Below are 21,884 nucleotides of genomic sequence, written 5' to 3'. Positions count from 1 at the left end.
ATCGCTGAGAACGCTGACCGCCATGCCCCAGGAACCGACCCCTGCCACCCACGCCGCGCTGCGCGTGCTGACCGCCGGCAGCGTCGACGACGGCAAAAGCACCCTGATCGGGCGCCTGCTGCTCGACGCCCAGGCGCTGATGGCCGACCAGCTCGACGCGCTGCACCGCCGCAGCGCCGCAAGCGACGCGCTGGAACTGGCCCTGCTGACCGACGGCCTGGAGGCCGAGCGCGAGCAGGGCATCACCATCGACGTCGCGCACCGCTACTTCGCCACCCCGCGGCGCAAGTTCATCCTGGCCGACGCGCCGGGCCACGAGCAGTACACGCGCAACATGGTCACCGCCGCCGCCGGCAGCCACGCCGCCATCGTGCTGGTGGACCCCACCAAGCTGGACCTGACGCGGCGGCCGCTGCAGCTGCTGCCGCAGACGCGGCGCCACCTGCTGCTGGCGCACCGGCTGGGCGTGGCGCACCTGATCCTGGCGGTCAACAAGATCGACGCCGTGGCCGACCCGGCCGCCACCTTCCACGCCGTGGCCGAGGCGCTGCAGACCTTCAGCGCCCAGGCCGGGCTCGAACCAGCGGCCGTGCTGCCGATCTCGGCGCTGCACGGCCACAACGTCACGCGCCGCCTGCAGGTGCCGTGGTACCGGGGCCCGGCGCTGCTGGAGCTGCTGGAGGCGCTGCCGGTGCCGCAGCCGCGGCGCGACGGCCCCTGGAGCCTGCCGGTGCAGTGGGTGCAGCGCGACGGCGACGGCACCGGGCAGCAGGCCCGCATCCATTGGGGGCGGCTGGCCGCCGGCACCGTGCGCCTGGGCGACGCGGTGCAGGTGCACCCCGGCGGGCAGCGCGCGCACGTGGCGGCGCTGTGGCACCACGGCGGCGTGGCGCTGCAGCAGGCGCACGCGGGCCAGTCGGTCGGCGTCGTGCTGGATCGGGCGCTGGACGTCTCGCGCGGCGACTGGCTGGGGGCGCCGCAGGCGCTGCAAGGGCAGCGGCGCTTTGCCGCCACCGCGGCGTGGCTGGATGGTGAGCCGGCCGCCGTGGGGCAGCGCGCCTGGCTGCGCCACGGCCACCGCTGGGTGCAGGCGCGCATCGCCGCCATCGAGCACCGGCTCGATCTGGACACCCTGCAGCCGGCGCAGGATGCGCAGCTGGCGGTCAACGACCTGGGCCGCATCGTCGTGGAGGCTGCCGAGCCGCTGCCGCTGCGCCCGTTTGCCAGCGACGGGCCCGAGCACGGCGCGCTGCTGATGGTCGATCCCGGCACGCACCGCACGCTGGCGGCGCTGCTGGTGGCATGAGGCCATGGGCACCGTGGCCTTCGTCGGCGCCGGCGCCGGCGCCGCCGACCTGATCACGCTGCGCGGGGCGCGCCTGCTGGCGCAGGCGGACGTGGTGCTGGCCGATGCGCTGACCGACCCGGCGCTGCGCGAGCTGGCGCCGCAGGCGCGCTGGCTGGACGTCGGCAAGCGCGGCTTCGGTCGCGCCACCGCGCAGGACGTGATCCACGCGCTGCTGCTGCGCCACGCGGCGCGCAGCCGGCTGGTGGTGCGGCTCAAGGGTGGCGACCCGAGCGTCTTCGGGCGGCTGGAGGAAGAGCTGGCGGTGGTGCGCACCGCCGGCCACGCGACCCTGGTCGTGCCCGGCGTCACCGCGGCGCTGGCCGCCGCCGCCGACGCGCAGCGTCCGCTGACGCGGCGCGGACACGGCCGCAGCGTGGCCCTGACCACGGCGATGACGCGCGAGCATGAGCTGCAGGCGGGATGCCACGCCGACACCGAGGTGTTCTACATGGCCGGCCGCCAGCTGCCGGCACTGGCGCGGCGCCTGCGGGCCGCCGGCTGGCCGGCGGCCACGCCGGTGCTGGTGGTCTCGCGCGCCGGCTGGCCCGATGCCCTCCATTCCCAGCACACGCTGGCGACGCTGGCGCAGGCCAGCGTCTGGCACGGCGGCCGCCCGACCGTGGTGGTGGTCGGCGCCGGTGCCGCCGAAGGCACCACCACACCGTCGTGCACCGACCAGGCGGCTCAGACTGAGGCGGCGCCGCGCAGCCGCGCCCGCAATTCGGTCTTGAGCACCTTGCCGTAGTGGTTCTTGGGCAACGCGTCGAGGAAGACATAGCGCCTGGGTCGCTTGAAGCGCGCGATGTGCGCCAGGCAGTGCGCATCCAGCGCCTCGGCGCTCAGGACCGCGCCGGGCTGCGCGACGACGAAGGCCACCACCACCTCGCCCCACTCCGGGTCGGGGGCGCCGACCACGGCGACCTCGGCCACGCCCGGGTCGGTCAGCAGCACCTCCTCCACCTCGCGCGGGTAGATGTTGGAGCCGCCGCTGATGACCAGATCCTTGCTGCGGTCCTTCAGCGTCAGAAAGCCGTCCTCGTCCAGCGCACCGATGTCGCCGGCCAGACGGGCCTGCCGCACCAGCTGTTGGGCGAGATGCACGGTCGTCTCCTGGGATGTCGATCGCGGCAGCACGCGGCCGCCACGCCTACCTTAGCGCATCCCGGCCGCCGCCGCGCGGCCACGCTCAGGCCAGCACCAGCTTGAAGCCGACCCAGGTCAGCAGCAGCGACAGGAGCGAACGCACCAGTGTCACCGGCGCCCACTGCACCAGCCGGCTGCCCAGCCAGATGCCCGGCAGCGAGCCGGCCAGCAACCAGGCGAGCAGCCCCCAGTCCACCGAGCCGAGGGTCGCGTGGCCCAGGCCTGCGACCAGCGTCAGCGGCACGGCGTAGGTGACGTCGGCGGCCACCAGGCGCGCCAGCGGCAGGTGCGGATAGAGCAGCATCAGCACGGCCACGCCCACCGCGCCGGCCCCCACCGAGGTCAGCGTGACCAGCGCGCCGATCAGGGCGCCCAGCACCAGCGGCGCCCAGCGCCAGCGGGGGCGCTGCTGCTCATCCTCTGGCACGTCGGCGTGCACGACGGCACGCTGCGGGCCGGCCGAACTGCGCCACCACCAGCCGGCGCGCAGCACCTTGTAGGCAGTGGCCGCAGCGGTCAGCCACAGCATGATGCCCAGCGTCACCTTCATCGCCGCGTGCACCGCCGGGTCGGCCGTGCCCACGCGCGCCAGCAGCAGCAGCATCAGGCCGGCGCCCGCCACGCCGGCACCGGTGAGCTGCGCCACCACCCGCCACGGCACCAGGCCATGGCGGGCGAACGACACCGCCCCGGCGCCCTTGGTGCAGGCCGCAAACAGCAGATCGGTACCCACCGCCAGGTGCGGCTGCACCCCGAAACCGTAGATCAGCAGCGGTGTCATCAGCGAGCCGCCGCCCACGCCGGTCAGCCCGACGATGAAACCGACCACCGCACCCCCGAGGATGTAGGCCCATTCGATCGTCATGGGCCCGCAATGTAGGCGGCCTTGCTCGAAACCCAAACGACTTTTTTGTCGTTTTCTTATCGCCCAAGGTAATGAAGGAAGGTGCGCCGGCACCCGGGCGCGGGCACCTCAGCGCGCCGGGCTCACCAGCAGCGCGCGAAAGTCGTTGACGTTGGTGTAGGTCGGCCCCGTCACCAGCAGGTCGCCCAGCCGCGCGAAGAAGGTGTAGGCGTCGTGGCCGTCCAGGTGCGCGCGCGCCGACAGGCCCAGCGCCTGCGCGCGCGCAAGCGTATCCGGCGCCACGAACGCGCCGGCGTTGTCCTCGCTGCCGTCGATGCCGTCGGTATCGGCCGCCAGCGCCCACACCCCCGGCTCGCCGCGCAGCGCCAGCGCGGCGCCGAGCAGGAACTCGGTGGCGCGGCCCCCGCGGCCGCCGGCGCCGCGGACCGTCACCGTCGTCTCGCCCCCCGACAGCAGCACGCACGGCGCCACCCACGGCGTGCCGTGGCGCGCCACCGAGCGCGCCAGCGCCGCGTGCAGCTGGCCGACGACGCGGCTTTCGCCCTCCAGGTCGTCCGCCAGCACGTGCGCGGCCAGTCCGGCCGCGCGGGCGGCCTCGGCAGCGGCCTGCAGGCTGGCGCGCGGGGTGGCGATCACGTGCACCTCGTGGCCGCGCAGGCGCGCATCGCCCGGCTTGGGCGTCTCCCACGCGCCGCTGGCCAGCCCCTGCTCCGCCGCCGGCGGCAGGGCCACGCCGTAGCGGCGCGCCACCGCCAGCGCGTCGGCGCAGGTGGTGGGGTCCGGCACCGTCGGCCCGCTGGCGATCACCGCCGGGTCGTCGCCCGGCACGTCGCTGATGGCCAGCGTCACCACCTTGGCGGGCGCGCACGCCGCCGCCAGCCGCCCGCCCTGGATCGCCGACAGGTGCTTGCGCACGCCGTTCATCTCGTCGATGGTGGCACCGCTGCGCAGCAGCGCGCGGGCGATGGCCTGCACGTCCGCCAGCGTCACGCCCGGCTGCGCCAGCGGCAGCAGCGCCGAGCCGCCGCCCGACATCAGCGCGATGACGAGATCGTCGGCGGTCAGCCCCTGCACCAGCGCGAGCATGCGCTGCGCCGCGTGCCAGCCGGCCTCGTCCGGCACCGGGTGCGCCGCCTCCACGATCTCGATGCGCCCGCCCGCAGCACCAGGCGGGGTGTGGCCGTAGCGCGTCACCACCAGTCCGTGCAGCGGCCGGTCGGCGGGCCAGTGCGCCTGCAGCGCCGCGGCCATCGCCGCGCTGGCCTTGCCGGCGCCGACCACCACCGTGCGCCCGCGCGGCGGCGCCGGCAGCCAGGCCGGCAGCAGCGCCTGCGGCTGCGCGCGCCGCACCGCGGCGTCGAACAGGCGCCGCAGCAGCGCGCGCGCCTGCGCGTCGCTCAGGCCCAGCGCGCCCGCCATCCCAGCCCCTCCTCGGTCGTCGTGCGCGGGCGGTATTCGCAGCCGACCCAGCCGTCGTAGCCCAGCCGGTCCAGCTCGCCGAGCACCGCCTCCCACGCGATCTCGCCGCTGCCCGGCTCGTGGCGGCCCGGGTTGTCGGCGATCTGCACGTGGCCGATGCGCACCCGGTGGCGCCGCAGCGTGCCGATGAGTTCGCCTTCCATGCGCTGCGCGTGGTAGACGTCGTACTGCAGCGCGACGTTGGGTTCACCGACGGCGTCGAGCACCTCCAGCGCCTGCGCGGTGCGGTGGATGAAGAAGCCGGGCACGTCGAAGGTGTTGATCGGCTCCAGCAGCAGCTGGATGCCGTGCGGCTGCAGCGCGCGCGCCGCCCAGCGCAGGTTGTCCACCAGCACCTGGCGCGCCTCCACCGCCGGCACGTGCGGCGGGGCGAGGCCGGCGATGACGTTCAGGCGCGGCACCGCAAGCGAGCGCGCGCAGTCCAGCGCGCGCGCCACGCCGTCGCGGAACTCGGCCACCCGATCCGGGTGGCAGGCGATGCCGCGCTCGCCGCGGGCCCAGTCGCCGGCCGGCAGGTTGTGCAGCACCAGCGGCACGCCGGCCTCGCGCAAGGCAGCCCGCCAGTCCTCCACCGACGCATCGTAAGGAAACTGCACCTCCACCGCCGCAAAGCCCGCGCGCGCCGCCGCGACCGGGCGCTCCAGCAGCGGACGCTCGGTGAACAGCATCGAGACGTTGGCGGCGAAGCGGGGCATGGCGATACGGCGGTGGATGAACGGATGGCAGCCAGGCGGGCCGGGTGGTGCAGGGATGGTAGCGCAGCGGCCGGCCGCGGCGTTCAGGCGCCGGCGCCCGGTGCGGCGGGCTCGACGCCGGCCAGCACCTGCCGCACCGCACGCCGCCAGCGCGCCAGTTCCGCCTCGGCCCAATCGCGGCTGCGCCGCGGTTCGAAACGGCGCTGCAGCCGCCACAGCGCGCGCAGCTCGTCCAGCCCGGCGTAGACGCCCACCTGCAGGCCCGCCAGCCACGCCGCGCCCAGCGCCGTGGTCTCGGTCACCGCAGGTCGCAACACGGGGATGCCGAGCAGATCGGCCTGGAACTGCATCAACAGGTCGTTGACCGCCGCCCCGCCGTCCACGCGCAGCTCGCGCACCGCCGTGGCGCCGTCGGCCTGGGCGTCGGCATGCATGGCCTGCAGCAGCTCGGCGCTTTGGAACGCGATCGACTCCAGCGCCGCGCGCGCGATGTGCGCCATCGTCGTGCCGCGGGTCAGCCCCACCAGCGCGCCGGTGGCGTGCGGCTGCCAGTGCGGGGCGCCCAGCCCGGTGAAGGCCGGCACCAGCACCACGCCGCCCGCGTCCGGCACGCTCTCGGCCAGCGCCTGCACCTCGGCGCTGGCGCGAATCGCCCGCAGCCCGTCGCGCAGCCACTGCACCACCGCGCCGCCGACGAAGACGCTGCCCTCCAGCGCGAACGCGGCGCCCTGTCCCGGCGGCTGCGCCGCGGCGGTGGTCAGCAAACCGTGCCGGGAGGCCGCGGGCCGCGCCCCGGTGTGCAGCAGCATGAAACAGCCCGTGCCGTAGGTGTTCTTGGCCAGCCCGGCCTCGAAGCACGCCTGTCCGAACAGCGCGGCCTGCTGGTCGCCCGCCATGCCCGCGATCGGCAGCGGCGGCAGGTCCAGATCGGACGCCTGCAGCACCGCGGGGTCGAGCTCACCGAACGGATGACTGGGCGGGTACACCGTCGGCAGCCAGGCGGACGGCAGCTCGAACGACCGCAGCAGCTCCTCGCTCCAGCATCCGGCGCGCAGATCCCACAGCAGGGTGCGCGCGGCGTTGCTGACGTCGGTGGCATGCACCCGCCCGCCGGTGAGGCGGTGGAGCAACCACGCATCCACCGTACCGAAGGCCAGTTCCCCCGCCTCGGCGCGCGCCCGCAACCCCGGCACGTGGTCCAGCAGCCAGCGCAGCTTGCCGGCCGAAAAATAGGCATCCAGCCGCAGCCCGGTCAGCGCCTGCACGCGCGGCTGCAGACCTTGCGCCCGCCAGCGCGCGCACGCCTCTTCCGCGCGGCGGTCCTGCCAGACGATGGCGCGGTGCACGGGCCGGCCCGTGGCTCGCTCCCACACGAGGGTGGTCTCGCGCTGGTTGGTGATGCCCAGCGCCCGCACCCGCCGCACCGCCGGACCGAGCCGGCGCAGCACCTCCACCAGCGTGGCGCGCTGGGTCTGCCAGATTTCATCGGCATCGTGCTCGACCCAGCCCGGCTGCGGAAAATGCTGCGTGATCTCGCGCTGTGCCTGCGCGACGACGCGGCCCTCACGGTCGAACGCGAGCGTACGCGAGCTCGTGGTACCCTGATCCAGCGCCAGCAGCAGGTCCATGATCGTGTCCGTCGTCCGGCCTCCCGCCAAACCCGGCGCACCCGCCGAAAAACGGACGGCGCACCGCGACGCAAGCGGGCTCGGCGCGATCGTAACGCGCCGCCGCGAAGGCGCCATCGCGCAGCCCCCTCCCGATCCCGGCACGCACCGGCCACACCGCCGATGAACCCCGCAACCCTCCCCTGGCCCTTCCCGCGCTGGATCGCGCACCGCGGCGCCGGCAAGCTGGCGCCGGAAAACACCTTGGCCGCCTTCGAGCTCGGCTGGCGGCTGGGCTGGCGGGCGTTCGAGTGCGACGTCAAGCTCTCCGCCGACGGCGTGCCGTTCCTGCTGCACGACGCGACGCTGCAGCGCACCACCGACGGCCGCGGCGCAGCCGGTGCGCGCACCTGGGACGAGCTGGCGCGGCTGGACGCCGGCGGCTGGCACAGTCCGGCCTACGCCGGCGAGCCGCTGCTGCGGCTGGACCGGCTGGCCGAGTGGGCGCTGCCGCGCGGGGCGTGGCTGAACCTGGAGATCAAGCCCAGCCCTGGCGCCGAGGCCGTCACCGGGGCCGAAGTGGCGCGCGCTGCCGCGGCGCTGTGGCGCGCGCACGGCGCCGGCGAGCCCGGCGGGCCGGCGTGGCCGCTGCTGACGTCGTTTCAACCCGCCGCCCTGCAGGCGGCGCGGCAGGCCGCGCCACACCTGCCGCGCGGGCTGCTGCTCGATCGCCTGTGGCCCGGCTGCTGGGCCGTGGCGCGCAGTCTGGGCTGCGTGGCGGTGGTGTTGAACCACCGTCTCTGGAGCGCCGAGCTGCTGGCCCAGCAGCGCGCGGCGGGCTGGCGCACGCTGGCCTACACCGTCAACGACGCCGCACACGCCGAGACGCTGCTCGGCTGGGGGCTGGATGCGATCATCACCGACGAGGTGGAGACCCTGGGGCCGAACCGGCCCGCCAACACTTGATCGAAATCAACGGGTTTGACCCGACGGCACGGTCGCCGCACACTCGCACGCCAAACGTTCAACCCTCGGTGTTGCGAAGGAGGAGACCAAGGTGCCGACAAAGCCCCACGCCATCGGCTGGCCAGCGCCGCACGGGGCGGTGTTGATGTCCGCAGTCGCCAGCGCCGCGCTGGCCTGGAGCCCCGCCGCTGGGGCGCAGGCGCAGCCCGATGCGGCTTTGCCCGACGTGCAGGTTCATGCGCCGCGCGAGACCGACCTGCCCCGTGGACAGGCAGTGCAACCCCGCCGCGCGCGCCCGGTCAGCGCCGACGTCAGTGAAGCGCTCGCGGAAGTGCCCGGCGCCTACACGCTGGAAGCCGGCGGCCTGTCACGCTTGCCCGTCCTGCGTGGCCTGGGCGATGAGCGGCTGCGGTTGCAAATCGATGGCATGGATTTGTATGCCGCTTGCCCCAACCACATGAACACACCGCTGTCCTACCTCGACCCCGGCCAGGTGGAGCGCTTGCAAGTGTGGGCCGGCCTGGCCCCGGTGTCGGCCGGCGGCGACGCTATCGGAGGCGTGGTGGCGGCGCAGACGCCCGCGCCCACGTTTGCCGGTGCGGGGCAGACTGATACCCGCGGCGAAGTCGGGCTCTACGCCCGCAGCAACGGCCACGCCTGGGGTCTGCGCCTGGGCGCGCAGCACGCCAGCGAGCACTGGCACTTCAGCTACCGCTTGGCCGCAGCAGAAGCGGACAACTACCGCGCCGGCGGGGCATTCAAAACCTACGATTTCACCGGGCGCGCAGGCCACACCCTGCCGCGCGATGAAGTGGGCTCCAGCGCCTACCGCACGCGCAACCACATCCTCGGCGCAGCCTGGCAGGACGGCGCGCACCTGTGGGAAGCCAAGCTGTATGTGCAGGACATGCCGTATCAGCTCTACCCCAACCAGCGCATGGATCTGCTGGACAACGACAGCACCAAGCTGAACCTGCGGTACCAGCAGCGCACCGCGTGGGGTCAGTGGCAAGCCCGCCTCTGGCACGAGAAGGTGCAGCACACCATGGACTTCGGCCCGGACAAGCGCTACTGGTATGGCATGGCTTCGGGCGGCAGCTCCAGCGTGGACGGTCGCCCGTGCAGCCCGCTGGGGCCGCAGTGCGCCGCGGGCATGCCGATGCTGACCGACAGCACCACCACCGGCGCCAAGGTGCAGGCCGAATGGGCCATGGGCGAGCAGACGGTCGTGCGCGCCGGCGCCGAGCTGCACCGCTTCCGGTTGGACGACTATTGGCCGCCGTCGGGCGGCGGCATGTGGCCCGGCACCTTCTGGAACATCCGCGATGGCCAGCGCGACCGCCACGCGCTCTACGCCGAGGTGCAGTGGAGCCCTGCACCGCTGTGGAGCGCGCAAGCCGGTCTGCGCGTCGAGCGCGTGCGCACCGATGCCGGGCCGGTGCAAGGCTACAGCACCGCGCCCGATGCCATGGGCCGGCAAACGCAAGACGCGCAGGCGTTCAACGCAATGGATCGACGGCGGCGCTTCAACACGCACGATGTGGTGCTGTCGGCGCGCCACCAGCCGCGCTCCACGTTTGAGCTCGAGTTCGGCTTGGCGCGTCGAGAGCGCGCCCCGGGCCTGTATGAGCTCTACCCATGGTCCACGTGGCAGATGGCGGCGCTGATGAACAACTTCGTCGGCGACGGCAACGGCTACGTCGGCAACCCGAACCTGCGCTCTGAGCGCGCTTACACCGCCTCGGCCAGCGCTCAGTGGAAGGCCGCCGACGACGCCTGGGCGATCAAGGTCGAGCCGCATGTCACCGAGGTGCGCGACTTCATCGACGCCGAGCGGCTGCCAGGCCAGTCCGGTGAGCGGCGTTTCGTGCTGCTGCGCTACGCCAACGTGCCAGCCCGTCTGTATGGATTGGATCTCTCGGGTCGCGCACTGCTGGCCAGCTCCCCCGCCAGCCGCTGGGAGCTGCGCGGCCAGCTCAGCCACCTCAAGGGCCGCAACCGCCGCAGCGGCGACGGGCTCTACGCCATCATGCCGCTCAATGCCCGCCTGAGCCTGACGCACCAAACGGGCGCATGGGAAAGCACCGTGGAATGGGTGGCGGTCAAGGCCAAGACGGATGTTTCGAGCGTGCGCAATGAAGTGCCGACACCGGGCTACGGGCTGCTCAACGTGCGCGCCGCTTACCGGCTGGGCCGCGGCAAGTTGGAGTTCGGCATCGACAACGTGTTCGACCGGTTCTATGCCCTGCCCACTGGCGGGGCGTATGTGGGCCAAGGTACCACCATGACCAACCCCCCGCCGCCCAACGTGCCGCAGTGGGGCACCGCAGTACCCGGACCTGGCCGCTCGCTTTGGCTGGCGTATCAAACCACCTTCTGAAGCGCGACGAACCTCAAGGCGAGCCCGTGCCGGGCGGCTGCGCCAGCAGCCGCCCGGCCGCCCGCGCCAGCGTGGCCTCGTCCAGCGCCGGCAGCGCCAGCGTCGTGACGCGCGCATCGTCGCGGCGCAGGTGGCGCTGGTACAGGGGGTCGTAGTGCCGCGTCATCAGCTCGGCGAACAGCTCCGGCAACCGGCCCTCCCGCGCCCAATCCTGCCAGCGCCGCAGCACCTCGCCCGGCTGCAGCCCGCGCAGCGCCTGCAGCCGCTGCGCCAGCGCCTGCGGGTCGCGGCCCAGCCACGCATAGTCCTGCAGCACCAGCGCCAGCCGCGCCTCGAACGGCACCTGCAGTTGCACGCGCGGGGCCTGCAGCAGGGCCCGATGCAGCGCCTCGGGCAGCTGCACCAGGCCGATCTTGCGGCTTTCGGCCTCCACCCATACCGGGCGCGCCGGATCCAGCCGCCGCAGCGCCGCCACCAGCGCCGTGTCGAACGCCTTCTGGCTCGGCTGCGGCCGGCCATCCGGCCAGGCGCCCAGGATCGAGCCACGGTGGCGCGCCAGCCCCTCCAGATCCAGCACCTGCGCGCCGGCGGCGGCCATCGCGTGCAGCAGGCGCGTCTTGCCGCTGCCGGTGGGGCCGGCCAGCACGCGCCAGGCCAGGCGCGGCGGCAGCTCGGCCAGCTGCTGCACCACCCAGCGGCGGTACGCCTTGTAGCCGCCCTGCAGCTGCGCGGCGGCCCAGCCGATCTGGCGCAGCCAAAGCACGAACGCGCCGCTGCGCTGCCCGCCGCGCCAGCAGTAGACCAGCGGGCGCCAATGCGCCGGCTTGTCCTGCATCCATGCCTCGACGTGGCGCGCGATGTTGCGCGCCACCCAGACGCCGCCGATGCGCCGCGCCTCGAACGGACCGCGCTGCTTGTAGAGCGTGCCGACGAGGCGGCGCTGGTCGTCGTCCAGCACCGGGCAGCTGACGGCGCCGGGCAGGTGATCCTCGGCGTATTCGCTCGGGCTGCGCGCGTCGATCAGCGCGTCGAAGGCGTCCAGCGCCTCCAGCGTCACAATATCGGGCTTGGTGGCCATGCACCCGACTTTAGCCCGGAACGAGCCGATGACGCACGAACCCCCACGCGACCCGAACCGACTGACGCAATGGGCCCACGGCGGCGGCTGCGGCTGCAAGATCGCCCCGGCGGTGCTGCAGCGGCTGCTGGCGCAGGTGCCGCCGCACCTGGCGCCGCCGCAGCTGCTGGTGGGCACCGCCACCAGCGACGACGCCGCCGTCTGGCAGCTGCGCGACGACCTGGCGCTGGTGGCCACGACCGACTTCTTCACCCCGGTGGTGGACGACGCGTTCGACTTCGGCGCCATCGCCGCCACCAACGCGCTGTCGGACGTGTACGCGATGGGCGGCCAGCCGCTGCTGGCGCTGGCGCTGGTGGGCATGCCGGTCAACCAGCTGCCACACGAGGTGATCGCGCGCGTGCTGGAAGGCGGCGCGGCGGCCTGCCGCGCCGCCGGCGTGGCGCTGGCCGGCGGGCACTCGATCGACACCGTCGAGCCGATCTACGGGCTGGTGGCCATCGGCAGCGCGCACCCGCGGCAGGTCAAGACCAACGCCGGCGCGCAGCCCGGCGACGTGCTGGTGCTGGGCAAGCCGCTGGGCATCGGCGTGCTGTCGGCGGCGCTGAAGAAAGGCCTGCTGGACGCCGACGGCTACGCGCAGATGCGGCGCTGGACCACGCTGCTGAATCGCGCCGGCTCAGCGCTGGCGGCGCTGCCGCAGGTGCACGCCCTGACCGACGTCACCGGGTTCGGCCTGGCCGGGCATCTGCTGGAGATGGCGCGCGCGGCGCGGCTGGACGCGCACGTGCAGGCCGCGGCGGTGCCGGTGCTGGAGATCAGCCGCGCCTTCGTCGCGCAGGGCATCGCAACAGGAGCGTCCGCGCGCAACTGGGCCAGCTACGGGCACGAGGTCGATCTGGCGGCCCTGCCCGACCCCGAGCGCGCGACGTGGCAGACGCTGCTGACCGACCCGCAGACCAGCGGCGGCCTGCTGGTGGCCTGCGCGCCCGATGCGCTGGAGGCGGTGCAGGCCGCCTTCACGCAGGCGCAGGGCCAGCCCGGCTGGGTGATCGGGCGCATGGCCGCGCCCGCCGCGGCGGCGCCCACGCTGCGCGTGCATTGACGCGGCGCACGCGCCTCACTGCCCGCGGACGGCCTGCACCAGCGCGCGCGTGTTGTGGCGCATCAGGCTGACGTAGTCCGGCGCCGGGCCGTCGGCCTTCGACAGCGCATCGGAATACAGCGGCACCGGTGAGGGGCGCACGCCGGCCTCGCGCGCGACGCGCTCCACCAGGCGCGGGTCGGTCAGGCGCTCGACGAACACCGCGCGCACGCCCTCGGCCTGGATCTGGCGGATCAGCCGCGCCACGCCGGCGGCGGAGGGCTCGCTGGCGGTGCTGACGCCCTGCGCCGCGAGGAACGTCACGCCGTAGGCGCGCCCGTAGTAGCGGAACGCCTCGTGCGAGGTCACGATCTTGCGCTGCGCCGGCGCGATCGGCTCCCACGCGGCGCGGATCTCGGCGTCCAGCGCCTGCAGCTCGCGCGCGTAGCGCGCCGCGCGCTCGCGGTAGAGCTCGCAGCCGGCTGGGTCGGCCGCGCACAGCGCCTGCTCGATGCGCGCCACATAGTGCACCACGTTGCGCACGTCCTGCCAGGCGTGCGGGTCGAAGGCGCCATGGTCGTGCCCCCCGTGGCCGTGACCATGGCCGTGGCGATGATCGGCCTTGAGCGGCTCGGGCAGCCCGTCGGCCACGCGCACCACCTGCCCCCGATAGGCGGCGTTGCGCAGCAGCCGCTCCATCCAGCCTTCGTAGCCCAGGCCGTGGGCGAACACCAGCCGCGCGGCAGCGACGCGGCGCGCGTCGGCCGGACTCGGCTGAAACACATGGGCATCGGCCTCCGGGCCGACCAGCGCGTGCACCGCGACGCGCTCGCCGCCGACCTGACGCACCCAGTCGGCCAGCAGGCTGAAACTGGCCACCACCGGCAGCGGCGCTTCGGTCGGGGCGGCTGGCAACACCCAGGCACTGGCGCCGGCAACCAGCAGCGCGCGCAGGGCGCGGCGGCGGTGGGCATCCATGGCGGATCGCGGCATGTGCTGTCCTCCTCGTGCAACGGTTCGCGACATCCGGGTGGCGAGCGGGCGCGGTACGCGCCCGCCGCCGGTCCCGCTTCCAGCTTAGCGAAGCCGTCAAGCCCCCTTCGCCGGCCGCACCGGTCGCACATCTCGGTGCCGGCGCCGAACCGACGATGCACCCGCGCCTGCCGGGCGATGCGGCATGCGAACCGCCGCGTCACTCCACGGTGACGCTCTTGGCCAGGTTGCGCGGCTTGTCCACGTCGGTGCCGCGCAGGCAGGCGGTGTGGTAGGCCAGCAGCTGCAGCGGCACCACGTGCAGGATCGGACTCAGGTCGCCGTAGTGCTCCGGCATGCGGATGACGTGCAGGCCCTCGCCGCTGGCGATGCGCGTGCCGGCATCCGCCAGCACGTACAGCACGCCGCCGCGCGCGCGCACCTCCTGCATGTTGCTCTTGAGCTTTTCCAGCAGCGCGTCGTTGGGCGCCACCGTCACCACCGGCATCGCGCCGGTCACCAGCGCCAGCGGCCCGTGCTTGAGTTCCCCCGCCGGGTAGCCCTCGGCGTGGATGTAGCTGATTTCCTTGAGCTTGAGCGCGCCCTCCAGCGCGATCGGGTAGTGCGGCCCGCGGCCGAGGAACAGCGCGTGCTCCTTGGCGGCGAAGTCCTCGGCCCAGCGGATGACCTGCGGCTCCAGCGCCAGCACCGCCTGCAGCGCCGCCGGCAGGTGGCGCAGCGCGCGCAGGTGGCGCGCCTCGTCCTCGGGGCTCAGGCGCCCCTTGGCCTGCGCCAGCGCGAGCGTCAGCAGGAACAGCGCCGCCAGCTGCGTCGTGAACGCCTTGGTGCTGGCCACGCCGATCTCCACGCCGGCGCGCGTGACGTAGGCCAGCTCGCACTCGCGCACCATGGCGCTGGTGGCCACATTGCAGATCGCCAGCGTCTGGCGCATGCCCAGCGCCTGCGCGTGGCGCAGCGCGGCCAGCGTGTCGGCGGTCTCGCCGCTCTGGCTGACCACCACCACCAGCGTGCGCGGGTCAGGGACGCTTGCGCGATAGCGGTATTCGCTGGCGATCTCCACCACGGTGGGTACGCCGGCGATCGCCTCCAGCCAGTAGCGCGCCACGCAGCCGGCGTAGTGGCTGGTGCCGCAGGCCAGGATCAGCACGCGGTCGATGTCGGCGAAGACGCGCCAGGCCGCGCGCGAGCGGATCCCGTGGTCGTCGAACAGCTCCGGCACGATGCCCTCCACGCCCTCCAGCGTGTCGGCCAGCGCGCGCGGCTGCTCGAAGATCTCCTTCTGCATGTAGTGGCGGTAGGGGCCCAGCGTCACGTCCTGGCTGCCGAGCTCCAGCGTGCGCACCGGGCGTGCCTGCGCGTCCAGCAGCGCTCCTCTGGCGTCGAGAATGCGCCAGCGCCCAAGCTGCACGTCGACCACGTCGCCCTCGGCCAGGAAGACGAAGCGCTCGGCCACGCCGGCCAGCGCCAGCGCGTCGCTGGCCACGAACAGCGGTGCCGGCGCGCCCTCGGTCGTCGCGCCGATGCCCAGCACCAGCGGCGAGCCGGCGCGCGCACCGACCAGCCGCTGCGGCTCGTCGTGATGCAGCACCGCGATCGCGTAGGCGCCGTGCAGCCGCTGCGCGGCGCGCACCACCGCCTCCGCGAGATCACCGTCGTAGAGGCTGTCGATCAGGTGCGCGATGACCTCGGTGTCGGTCTGACTCTCGAACGCGTAGCCGCGCGCCAGCAGCTCGGCGCGCAGCTCGTCGTGGTTTTCGATGATGCCGTTGTGCACCAGCGCCACGCGCGGCGGCCGCCCCGCGCCGGGCGCGCCGGGTCCGTGGCTGACGTGCGGGTGGGCGTTGGCGGGGGTCGGTGCGCCGTGCGTGGCCCAGCGCGTGTGCGCGATGCCGGTGGCGCCGCGCTTGCCCTGCACCTGGGTGGCGAGCTCGGCCACGCGCGCGGTGCTGCGCGCACGCCACAGGCCGCCGCCGGGCGGCAGCGCGCCGTCCACCGGCGCGCCCAGGTGCAGCGCCAGGCCGCACGAGTCGTAGCCACGGTATTCCAGCCGCTGCAGCCCCTGCAGCAGCACGCTGACGATGTCGGTGGAGGCCACCGCGCCGACGATGCCGCACATGATCGAAGGCCCTTTCGCTTCGGATGACGATGCAGCCGTGAGCCTAGCGCGGCGTCGATGTAACGGACTTTTGATTTTTTGTTTTACGTGAACGTTTCGTGCAGTGCTGGCCTGTTGCAGCATTTCATTGCATGATAGGCCTGATGACAAACGATTCTTCCATCGACGCCGTGGACCTTGCGCTGCTGGCCGCGCTGCAGGACGACGCCAGCCTGTCGTGGGCGGCGCTCGGACGGCGTGCCGGCGTCTCGGCCCCGACCGCGCTGCGGCGCGTGCGCCGGCTCGAGGCCGCCGGGCTGATCGAGCGGCGCGTGGCGATCCTGCGCCCCGAGGCACTGGCCGCCGCGCTCGGCCACGGCCTGACGGCCCTCGTCGAGGTGGCGCTGGAGCGGCAGGACGCCGCCACGCTGCAGGCGTTCGAGCGCCACGCCTGCGCCGAGGACGCGGTGCAGCAGTGCTACCGCGTCAGCGCCGGGCCGGACTTCGTGCTGATCCTCACCGTGGCCGACATGCCGGCCTACCACGCGCTGGCGCAGCGGCTGTTCACCGCGGCGCTGCAGGTGCGTGCGGTCAAGGCCTACTTCAGCGTGCGGCGCGCCAAGTTCCACCCGCGCCTGCCGCTGCCCACGGCCGGCCCGGCTGCCGTATGATGCGGGCACCCGACCGACCCTGCAGGAGGCACGCGCGATGGGCCCCGTCGTCACCCGCATCACCCGCTGGCTGCTGCCGTGGCTGCTCGCCGGACTGACGCTGGGCGCCGCGGCGCAGGAGCTGGTCAGCGTGCGCGGCGCGGTGGCCAACCTGCGCGCCGGCCCTGGCACCGCCAGCGAGGTGCTGTGGCAGCTGCGCGCCGGCTACCCGCTGCAGGTGCTGCAGCGCGACGGCGACTGGCTGCGCGTGCGCGACTTCGAGGGCGACGAAGGCTGGATCGCGGCCCGCCTGACCGGGCCGCAGCGCCACCACGTGGTGCGCGTGCGCACGCTGAACCTGCGCGCCGGCCCGGGCACCGACCATCCGGTGGTGGCGGTGGCGCGCTACGGCGACGTGCTGCCCACGCTGCGCCGCGCCGGCGACTGGGTGCAGCTGCGCGGCCCCGGCGGCCAGCCGGTATGGGCCGCGGCCGAGCACCTGTGGGGCTGGTGAGTCCGCGCGGCCTGCCTCCTCTCAACCGCCCGCTGGCGGCTCGCCACCCGGCGGCGCGGCCTCCTTCGACGGCCGCCGCCAGCCGGCGACGGTGACCGCCTTGGCGCGCGCCACCGTCAGCGCCCCGGGCGGCGTGTCCTTGGTGACGACGCTGCCGGCGCCGATGGTCCCGCCCGCCCCGAGCGTCACCGGCGCCACCAGCACGCAGTTGCTGCCCACGTGCACGTCGTCGCCGATCACGGTGCGGTGCTTGCGCGCGCCGTCGTAGTTGGCGGTGATGCTGCCGGCGCCGTAGTTGACGCGCGCGCCCACCGTGGCGTCGCCCAGGTAGGCCAGGTGGTTGGCCTTGGCGCCGGCGGCCAGCGTGCTGTTCTTGACCTCGACGAAGTTGCCGACATGCACCTCGGGCCCGAGCACCGCGCCCGGGCGCAGGCGCGCGAACGGCCCGACGCGCGCCTGCGTGCCGACGACCACCGCGCCACCCGCACCATCGATGTGGGTGAACGGAAGGATCTCGGCCCCGGCCTCGATGCGCGCGTCGGCGATGACGCAATGGGCGCCGACGCGCACCCCGTCGCCGAGCTCGACACGCCCCTCGAACACGCAGCCGACATCGATCTCGACGTCCTGCCCGCAGACCAGCTCGCCGCGCACGTCGAGCCGGCCGGGGTCCGCGAGCCGCACGCCCTGCGCCAGCAGCGCCTCGGCCAGCCGGCGCTGGTACGCGCGCTCCAGCGCCGCCAGTTGCGCCGGGCTGTTGACGCCGGCCACCTGCAGCGCGTCGTCGAGGCGGTGCGCCACCACCGGCACGCCGTCGGCCACCGCGTACGCCACGACGTCGGTCAGATAGTACTCACCCTGGGCGTTGGCGTTGGACAGCCGCGCCAGCCACCCCCGCAGCCGGCGCGCCGGCGCGGCCAGGATGCCGCTGTAAACCTCCTTCAGCGCGCGCTGCGCGTCGGTGGCGTCCTTCTCCTCGACGATGGCGCGGATGGTGCCGTCCGCCGCGCGCAGCACACGGCCGTAGCCGGTCGGTTCGGCCAGCGTGACGGTCAGCAGCGCCAGCGCGTCCGGGCCGGCATCGGCGCGCGCGGCCAGCAGCGCGCGCAGCGTGGCGTCCTCGGTCAACGGCACGTCGCCGCTGAGCACCAGCACCACCGCGTCGTCGCCGACGTGCGGCATGGCCTGCTGCACCGCGTGCCCGGTGCCGAGCTGCGGCTGCTGGCGCACCGGCCGCACCGCCAGGCCCGGCACCAGCGCCGGCAGCGCGGCCTCCACCGCTCCGGCCTCGTGACCGGTCACCACCCAGACGGCGCGCGCCCCCAGCCGGGCGGCGCGCGCCAGCACGTGCGCCAGCAGCGGCCGCCCCGCCAGCCGGTGCAGCACCTTCGGCGTGCGGCTCTTCATCCGCGTGCCCTTGCCGGCGGCCAGCACCACCACCTCCAGCGGCGCCGCATCCGGCTCCATCGTCGTCGTGTCCAACGTCCGCTCCTCGTGTCCTGCCACGGCCACCGGCGCACCGGCGCCGCCTCCCGCGCCACCCCGGCGTGCACCGGGGGCCCGACGCGATTATCCTTTCCCGTCGCACCCGCAGCCCCGACCGTCATGACCCGATCCGACTCCGCCTCCCCCGCGCCCGCACACGCCAGAGCCTGGCCGCGCTTCGCGGTGTTCGGCGCCGGTGCCGTCGGCGGCTACTACGGCGGCATGCTGGCGCGCGCCGGCGTGCCGGTGTGGCTGATCGGCCGGCCAGCCTTCGTGCAGGCGGTGCGCGCCGGCGGCCTGCGCCTGCAGACCGCGGCGTTCGACGAGCGCATCGCCGTGGCGGCCGACGACGACGCGGCGGCCGCGCGCGACGCCGACGTGGTGCTGGTGTGCGTCAAGTCCGGCGACACCGAGACCGCCGGCGCCGCGCTGCGGCCGCACCTGGCGCCGCACGCCGTGGTGCTGAGCCTGCAGAACGGGGTCGACAACGCCGCGCGCCTGCAGCGCGTCCTCGGCCGTCCGGTGGTGCCGGTGGTGGTCTACGTGGCCGCCGGCGTCGAGGCGCCCGGCCACGTGCGCCACCATGGCCGCGGCGAGCTGGTGCTGGCGCCGTTTCCCGAGGCGGCCGCGGTGCAGGCCGCCTTTGCCCACGCCGGCGTGCCCACCATGGTGTCGCCGGCGGTGCCGCAGGCGCTGTGGACCAAGCTCGCCATCAACTGCGCCTACAACGCGCTGTCGGCGATCACCGCGCGGCCCTACGGCTGGCTGTGGGCGCAGCCGGGCGTGCCGGCGCTGCTGCGCCAGGTGGTGCGCGAGTGCGTCGCGGTGGCCGCCGCCGAGGGCATCGCGCTGGATGAGGCCGCGCTGCAGGCCGAGGTCGAGCGCATCGCCACCAGCATGGCCACGCAGCTGTCGTCCACCGCGCGCGACCTGCTGCGCGGCCGCCCGACCGAGATCGACCACCTCAATGGCTACGTGGTGGCGCGTGCCGCCGCACACGGGCTGGCCGCGCCGGTCAACCAGGCGCTGCACACCCTGGTGCGGGCGCTGCAGCAGGCACGCGCCGAGTCGGCATGACGCGCGCGGCGCCGTCCGGCAGCCTGCGACAATCGCCCTCCATGCAAGACACCTTCGTCCTTACCCTCTCGTGCCAGGACCGCCCCGGCATCGTGCACGCCGTCTCCGGGTTCCTGCTGGAGCTGGGCGGCAACATCGAGGAGGCCGCCCAGTTCAACGACCGCGACAGCGGCCGCTTCTTCATGCGCGTGCAGTTCAGCTGTCCGGGGCGCGAGACGGCCGGCCTGCGTGCCGCCGCGCAGGCGTTCGGCCAGCAGCACGGCATGACGTGCACCCTGCACCCGTGGCACGAGCCGATGCGCACCGTCATCTTCGTCAGCCAGCAGGGTCACTGCCTCAACGACCTGCTGTTTCGCTGGAAGAGCGGCCTGCTGCGGCTGGACATCCGCGCCATCATCAGCAACCACCGCGACTTTTACCAACTGGCCGCCGGCTACGACGTGCCGTTCCACCATATCCCGGTGACGGCCGCCACCAAGCCGCAGGCCGAGGCGCGCCAGCTCGAGATCATCGAGCAGGAAGGCGCCGAGCTGGTGGTGCTGGCGCGCTACATGCAGATCCTGTCGGACGGCATGTGCGAGCGGCTGGCCGGCCGCGCGATCAACATCCACCACAGCTTCCTGCCCAGCTTCAAGGGCGCGCGTCCCTATCACCAGGCGCACGAGCGCGGCGTCAAGCTGATCGGCGCCACCGCGCACTACGTCACCGCCGACCTCGACGAAGGCCCGATCATCGAGCAGGACGTGGCGCGCGTCGATCACGCGATGACGGTGGAGGACCTCACCGCCATCGGCCGCGATACCGAAAGCCAGGTGCTGGCGCGCGCCGTCAAGTGGCACAGCGAGCACCGCGTGCTGCTCAACGGCCAGCGCACGGTGGTGTTCCGGTAACTTTTAGTGCAAGTGTGGTTGCACTAAAAACCATCTACAAGCAAAATCGCGCCGATGAAGGTCACGGGAGCCGAAATTGGCGCCGTGCTGGCGCAGTTCAACCCCTGGTGGCACGGCGAACCGCCGGCGGAGCTGCCGGCGTGGCGCCGGGCCGCGTTCAGGGAACTGCTCGGCTGGCTGCGCAGCCCGCCGGCGCCGCGCGCCGTGCTGCTCAGTGGCGCCCGCCAGGTCGGCAAGACGACGCTGCTGCTGCAGGCCGTGCAGGCCCTGCTGCAGGACGGGGTTCCCGCCGCCAACATTCTCTACGCCACCTTCGATCACCCGATCCTGAAGCTGGCCGGCGTGGAGGCCACCCTGCAGGCGTGGCGCGAGCGGGAGCCCAGGGCGGACGGCCCCGAAATCCTGCTGCTGGACGAGGCCCAGTTCATCCGGGACTGGGGCACGTGGATCAAGCATCAGGTGGACTTCCGCCGCGACCGCCGCATCGCCTTCACCGGCTCGGCCATGCCGCTGCAAGCGGGCGAAGGCGTGGAATCCGGCGTCGGCCGCTGGCACACCATCCGCCTGACCACGCTGTCGTTCCACGAGTACCTCCAGATCAAGCGGCTGGCGCTGCCGGAATTGCCGACGCCGCCGTCGCTGCAAAGCCTGTTCGAGTGGGATGCGGCCGAATTCCGGCGCATCGGCCAGCGTGCTGCGCCTTACGTCGGGCACTTTCATGAGTACTTGGTGCGGGGTGGCTTTCCGCAGACGGCGCTGATCGACAGCGTCACGCAGGCGCAGCGCCTGCTGCGCGAGGACATCATCGACAAGGTGCTCAAGCGCGACATGACGGCGCTGTTTGGCGTGCGCCGCGTGCTGGACCTGGAGCACACCTTCCTGTACCTGTGCCTGCACGACGGTGGCCTGCTGGACATGACCGACCTGTGCAGCAACCTTCAGGTCAAACGACCGACGGCGCAGCACTTCATCGAATTGCTGCAAGCCACGCACCTGATCCACCGCCTGCCGCCGTTCGGCTACGGCAAGGACGTGCTGCGTGGGCGCTTCAAGGTCTATCTGGCCGATCCCGCCATCGCCCCGGCCGTCATGCTGCGCGGCAAAGCGATGCTGGAAGACCCCACGGCGCTGGGCGTGGCCACCGAGACGGCGGTGCTGAATCATTTGGTCGGACGCCAGCACAGCCAAGGGGTTCGGTTCAGCTACTGGCGCGGCCGGCGTGACCTGGAGGTCGATCTGCTGGTCGAAGCCGGCCACGAGCTGCTGGCCTTCGAGGTGAAGTACCGCACCCAGCACACCGGCGCGCGCGAACTGCGCGGCCTGCGCGAACTGTGCCAGAGCCGTGCAGTGACGCGCGCCTACGTGGTCACCAAGGCACTGGACGACTTCGGCCCCGTCGAAGGGGTGCCGGACGCTGGCGCTGACCGCCCCACCCCCGTCATGCGCGTGCCCGCGCCCTTGCTGTGCCTCTGGCTGGGCGCCGCAGAGGCGCTCGCCGCCGACGGCCCCTTGTTCGCCTGATTTCGGTTCCCCTG

Annotated in this window: 18 protein-coding genes and 1 pseudogene; 10 read left to right on the top strand and 9 right to left on the bottom strand. The window is 73.6% G+C overall.

The annotated features are described in order from the left end of the window. Positions 1 to 22: 22 nt before the first annotated feature. Together Tsedi_RS02280 and cobA are read left to right on the top strand one after the other, a co-directional pair. A complete protein-coding gene (locus Tsedi_RS02280; protein WP_143893187.1) occupies positions 23 to 1,306 on the top strand; it encodes a sulfate adenylyltransferase subunit 1 in 1,284 nt (427 codons plus the stop codon). A 4-nt stretch (positions 1,307 to 1,310) separates the two neighbouring features. Beyond that, positions 1,311 to 2,093, top strand: coding sequence for a uroporphyrinogen-III C-methyltransferase (gene cobA / locus Tsedi_RS02275; protein ID WP_143893185.1), 783 nt, complete (start codon positions 1,311 to 1,313; stop codon positions 2,091 to 2,093). Here cobA and Tsedi_RS02270 read toward each other — a convergent pair. From Tsedi_RS02270 to glpK, 5 genes and pseudogenes are all read right to left on the bottom strand, one after another. Next, positions 2,033 to 2,407, bottom strand: a pseudogene (locus Tsedi_RS02270) (class I adenylate-forming enzyme family protein); the annotation flags it as partial. The gene cobA and the pseudogene Tsedi_RS02270 sit on opposite strands and share 61 nt — an antisense overlap. Positions 2,408 to 2,534: 127 nt before the next feature. Beyond that, the gene (locus tag Tsedi_RS02265; RefSeq protein WP_143893183.1) at positions 2,535 to 3,356 is read right to left on the bottom strand and encodes a sulfite exporter TauE/SafE family protein; all 822 of its coding nucleotides are present in this window, start codon (positions 3,354 to 3,356) and stop codon (positions 2,535 to 2,537) included. 108 nt (positions 3,357 to 3,464) lie between these two features. Further along, positions 3,465 to 4,775: a glycerate kinase type-2 family protein gene (locus tag Tsedi_RS02260; RefSeq protein WP_143893181.1), complete on the bottom strand. Its 1,311-nt coding sequence runs from the start codon at positions 4,773 to 4,775 to the stop codon at positions 3,465 to 3,467. Further along, positions 4,754 to 5,530, bottom strand: a complete 777-nt coding sequence (gene hyi, locus Tsedi_RS02255; protein WP_143893179.1) for a hydroxypyruvate isomerase — start codon at positions 5,528 to 5,530, stop codon at positions 4,754 to 4,756. Before hyi ends, Tsedi_RS02260 begins: the two co-directional genes overlap by 22 nt. A gap of 83 nt (positions 5,531 to 5,613) precedes the next feature. Further along, a complete protein-coding gene (gene glpK, locus Tsedi_RS02250) occupies positions 5,614 to 7,158 on the bottom strand; it encodes a glycerol kinase GlpK (RefSeq protein WP_143893177.1) in 1,545 nt (514 codons plus the stop codon). Between the two features lie 162 nt (positions 7,159 to 7,320). Between glpK and ugpQ the strand changes: the two genes are divergently transcribed. Both ugpQ and Tsedi_RS02240 read left to right on the top strand, forming a co-directional pair. Then, positions 7,321 to 8,103: a glycerophosphodiester phosphodiesterase gene (gene ugpQ / locus Tsedi_RS02245; RefSeq protein WP_143893175.1), complete on the top strand. Its 783-nt coding sequence runs from the start codon at positions 7,321 to 7,323 to the stop codon at positions 8,101 to 8,103. 226 nt (positions 8,104 to 8,329) lie between these two features. Then, entirely contained in the window at positions 8,330 to 10,483 is a 2,154-nt protein-coding gene (locus Tsedi_RS02240) for a TonB-dependent receptor (protein WP_246099154.1), read from the top strand. Between the two features lie 13 nt (positions 10,484 to 10,496). On the opposite strand, the gene mnmH is transcribed toward Tsedi_RS02240, so the two are convergent. After that, positions 10,497 to 11,561 (bottom strand): tRNA 2-selenouridine(34) synthase MnmH, encoded by a 1,065-nt coding sequence (mnmH, locus tag Tsedi_RS02235; protein WP_143893173.1) that lies wholly within the window; start codon positions 11,559 to 11,561, stop codon positions 10,497 to 10,499. Positions 11,562 to 11,589: 28 nt separating this feature from the next. On the opposite strand from mnmH, the gene selD reads away from it, so the two are divergent. Continuing rightward, entirely contained in the window at positions 11,590 to 12,666 is a 1,077-nt protein-coding gene (gene selD, locus Tsedi_RS02230; protein WP_143893171.1) for a selenide, water dikinase SelD, read from the top strand. A gap of 15 nt (positions 12,667 to 12,681) precedes the next feature. Here the strand turns inward: selD and Tsedi_RS02225 are convergent, their stop codons facing one another. Together Tsedi_RS02225 and glmS are read right to left on the bottom strand one after the other, a co-directional pair. Then, positions 12,682 to 13,638 carry a metal ABC transporter solute-binding protein, Zn/Mn family gene (locus tag Tsedi_RS02225; RefSeq protein ID WP_246099144.1) on the bottom strand — a complete coding sequence of 319 codons (957 nt, stop codon included), beginning with the start codon at positions 13,636 to 13,638 and terminating at the stop codon, positions 12,682 to 12,684. A 199-nt stretch (positions 13,639 to 13,837) separates the two neighbouring features. Continuing rightward, on the bottom strand, positions 13,838 to 15,754 hold the full coding sequence (glmS, locus tag Tsedi_RS02220) for a glutamine--fructose-6-phosphate transaminase (isomerizing) (RefSeq protein WP_143893169.1): 1,917 nt from the start codon (positions 15,752 to 15,754) through the stop codon (positions 13,838 to 13,840). A 143-nt stretch (positions 15,755 to 15,897) separates the two neighbouring features. On the opposite strand from glmS, the gene Tsedi_RS02215 reads away from it, so the two are divergent. Together Tsedi_RS02215 and Tsedi_RS02210 are read left to right on the top strand one after the other, a co-directional pair. Further along, positions 15,898 to 16,404, top strand: coding sequence for an Lrp/AsnC family transcriptional regulator (locus Tsedi_RS02215; protein WP_143893167.1), 507 nt, complete (start codon positions 15,898 to 15,900; stop codon positions 16,402 to 16,404). 37 nt (positions 16,405 to 16,441) lie between these two features. Next, positions 16,442 to 16,897, top strand: a complete 456-nt coding sequence (locus Tsedi_RS02210) for an SH3 domain-containing protein (RefSeq protein ID WP_143893165.1) — start codon at positions 16,442 to 16,444, stop codon at positions 16,895 to 16,897. Between the two features lie 21 nt (positions 16,898 to 16,918). Here the strand turns inward: Tsedi_RS02210 and glmU are convergent, their stop codons facing one another. Beyond that, entirely contained in the window at positions 16,919 to 18,364 is a 1,446-nt protein-coding gene (glmU, locus tag Tsedi_RS02205) for a bifunctional UDP-N-acetylglucosamine diphosphorylase/glucosamine-1-phosphate N-acetyltransferase GlmU (RefSeq protein WP_143893544.1), read from the bottom strand. A gap of 138 nt (positions 18,365 to 18,502) precedes the next feature. Between glmU and Tsedi_RS02200 the strand changes: the two genes are divergently transcribed. From Tsedi_RS02200 to Tsedi_RS02190, 3 genes are read left to right on the top strand one after another with little or no spacing between them, the layout of a single operon-like run. After that, complete coding sequence (locus Tsedi_RS02200; protein WP_143893163.1) at positions 18,503 to 19,459, top strand: ketopantoate reductase family protein; 957 nt, start codon at positions 18,503 to 18,505, stop codon at positions 19,457 to 19,459. Positions 19,460 to 19,500: 41 nt separating this feature from the next. Then, positions 19,501 to 20,349 (top strand): formyltetrahydrofolate deformylase, encoded by an 849-nt coding sequence (purU, locus tag Tsedi_RS02195; protein ID WP_143893161.1) that lies wholly within the window; start codon positions 19,501 to 19,503, stop codon positions 20,347 to 20,349. Between the two features lie 54 nt (positions 20,350 to 20,403). After that, positions 20,404 to 21,870, top strand: a complete 1,467-nt coding sequence (locus tag Tsedi_RS02190) for an ATP-binding protein (RefSeq protein WP_143893159.1) — start codon at positions 20,404 to 20,406, stop codon at positions 21,868 to 21,870. The last annotated feature ends 14 nt before the right edge of the window (positions 21,871 to 21,884 follow it).

This window comes from Tepidimonas sediminis, assembly GCF_007556605.1.
Classification (GTDB): Bacteria; Pseudomonadota; Gammaproteobacteria; order Burkholderiales; family Burkholderiaceae_C; genus Tepidimonas; species Tepidimonas sediminis.
This window is presented reverse-complemented; position numbering and strand designations above follow the sequence as displayed.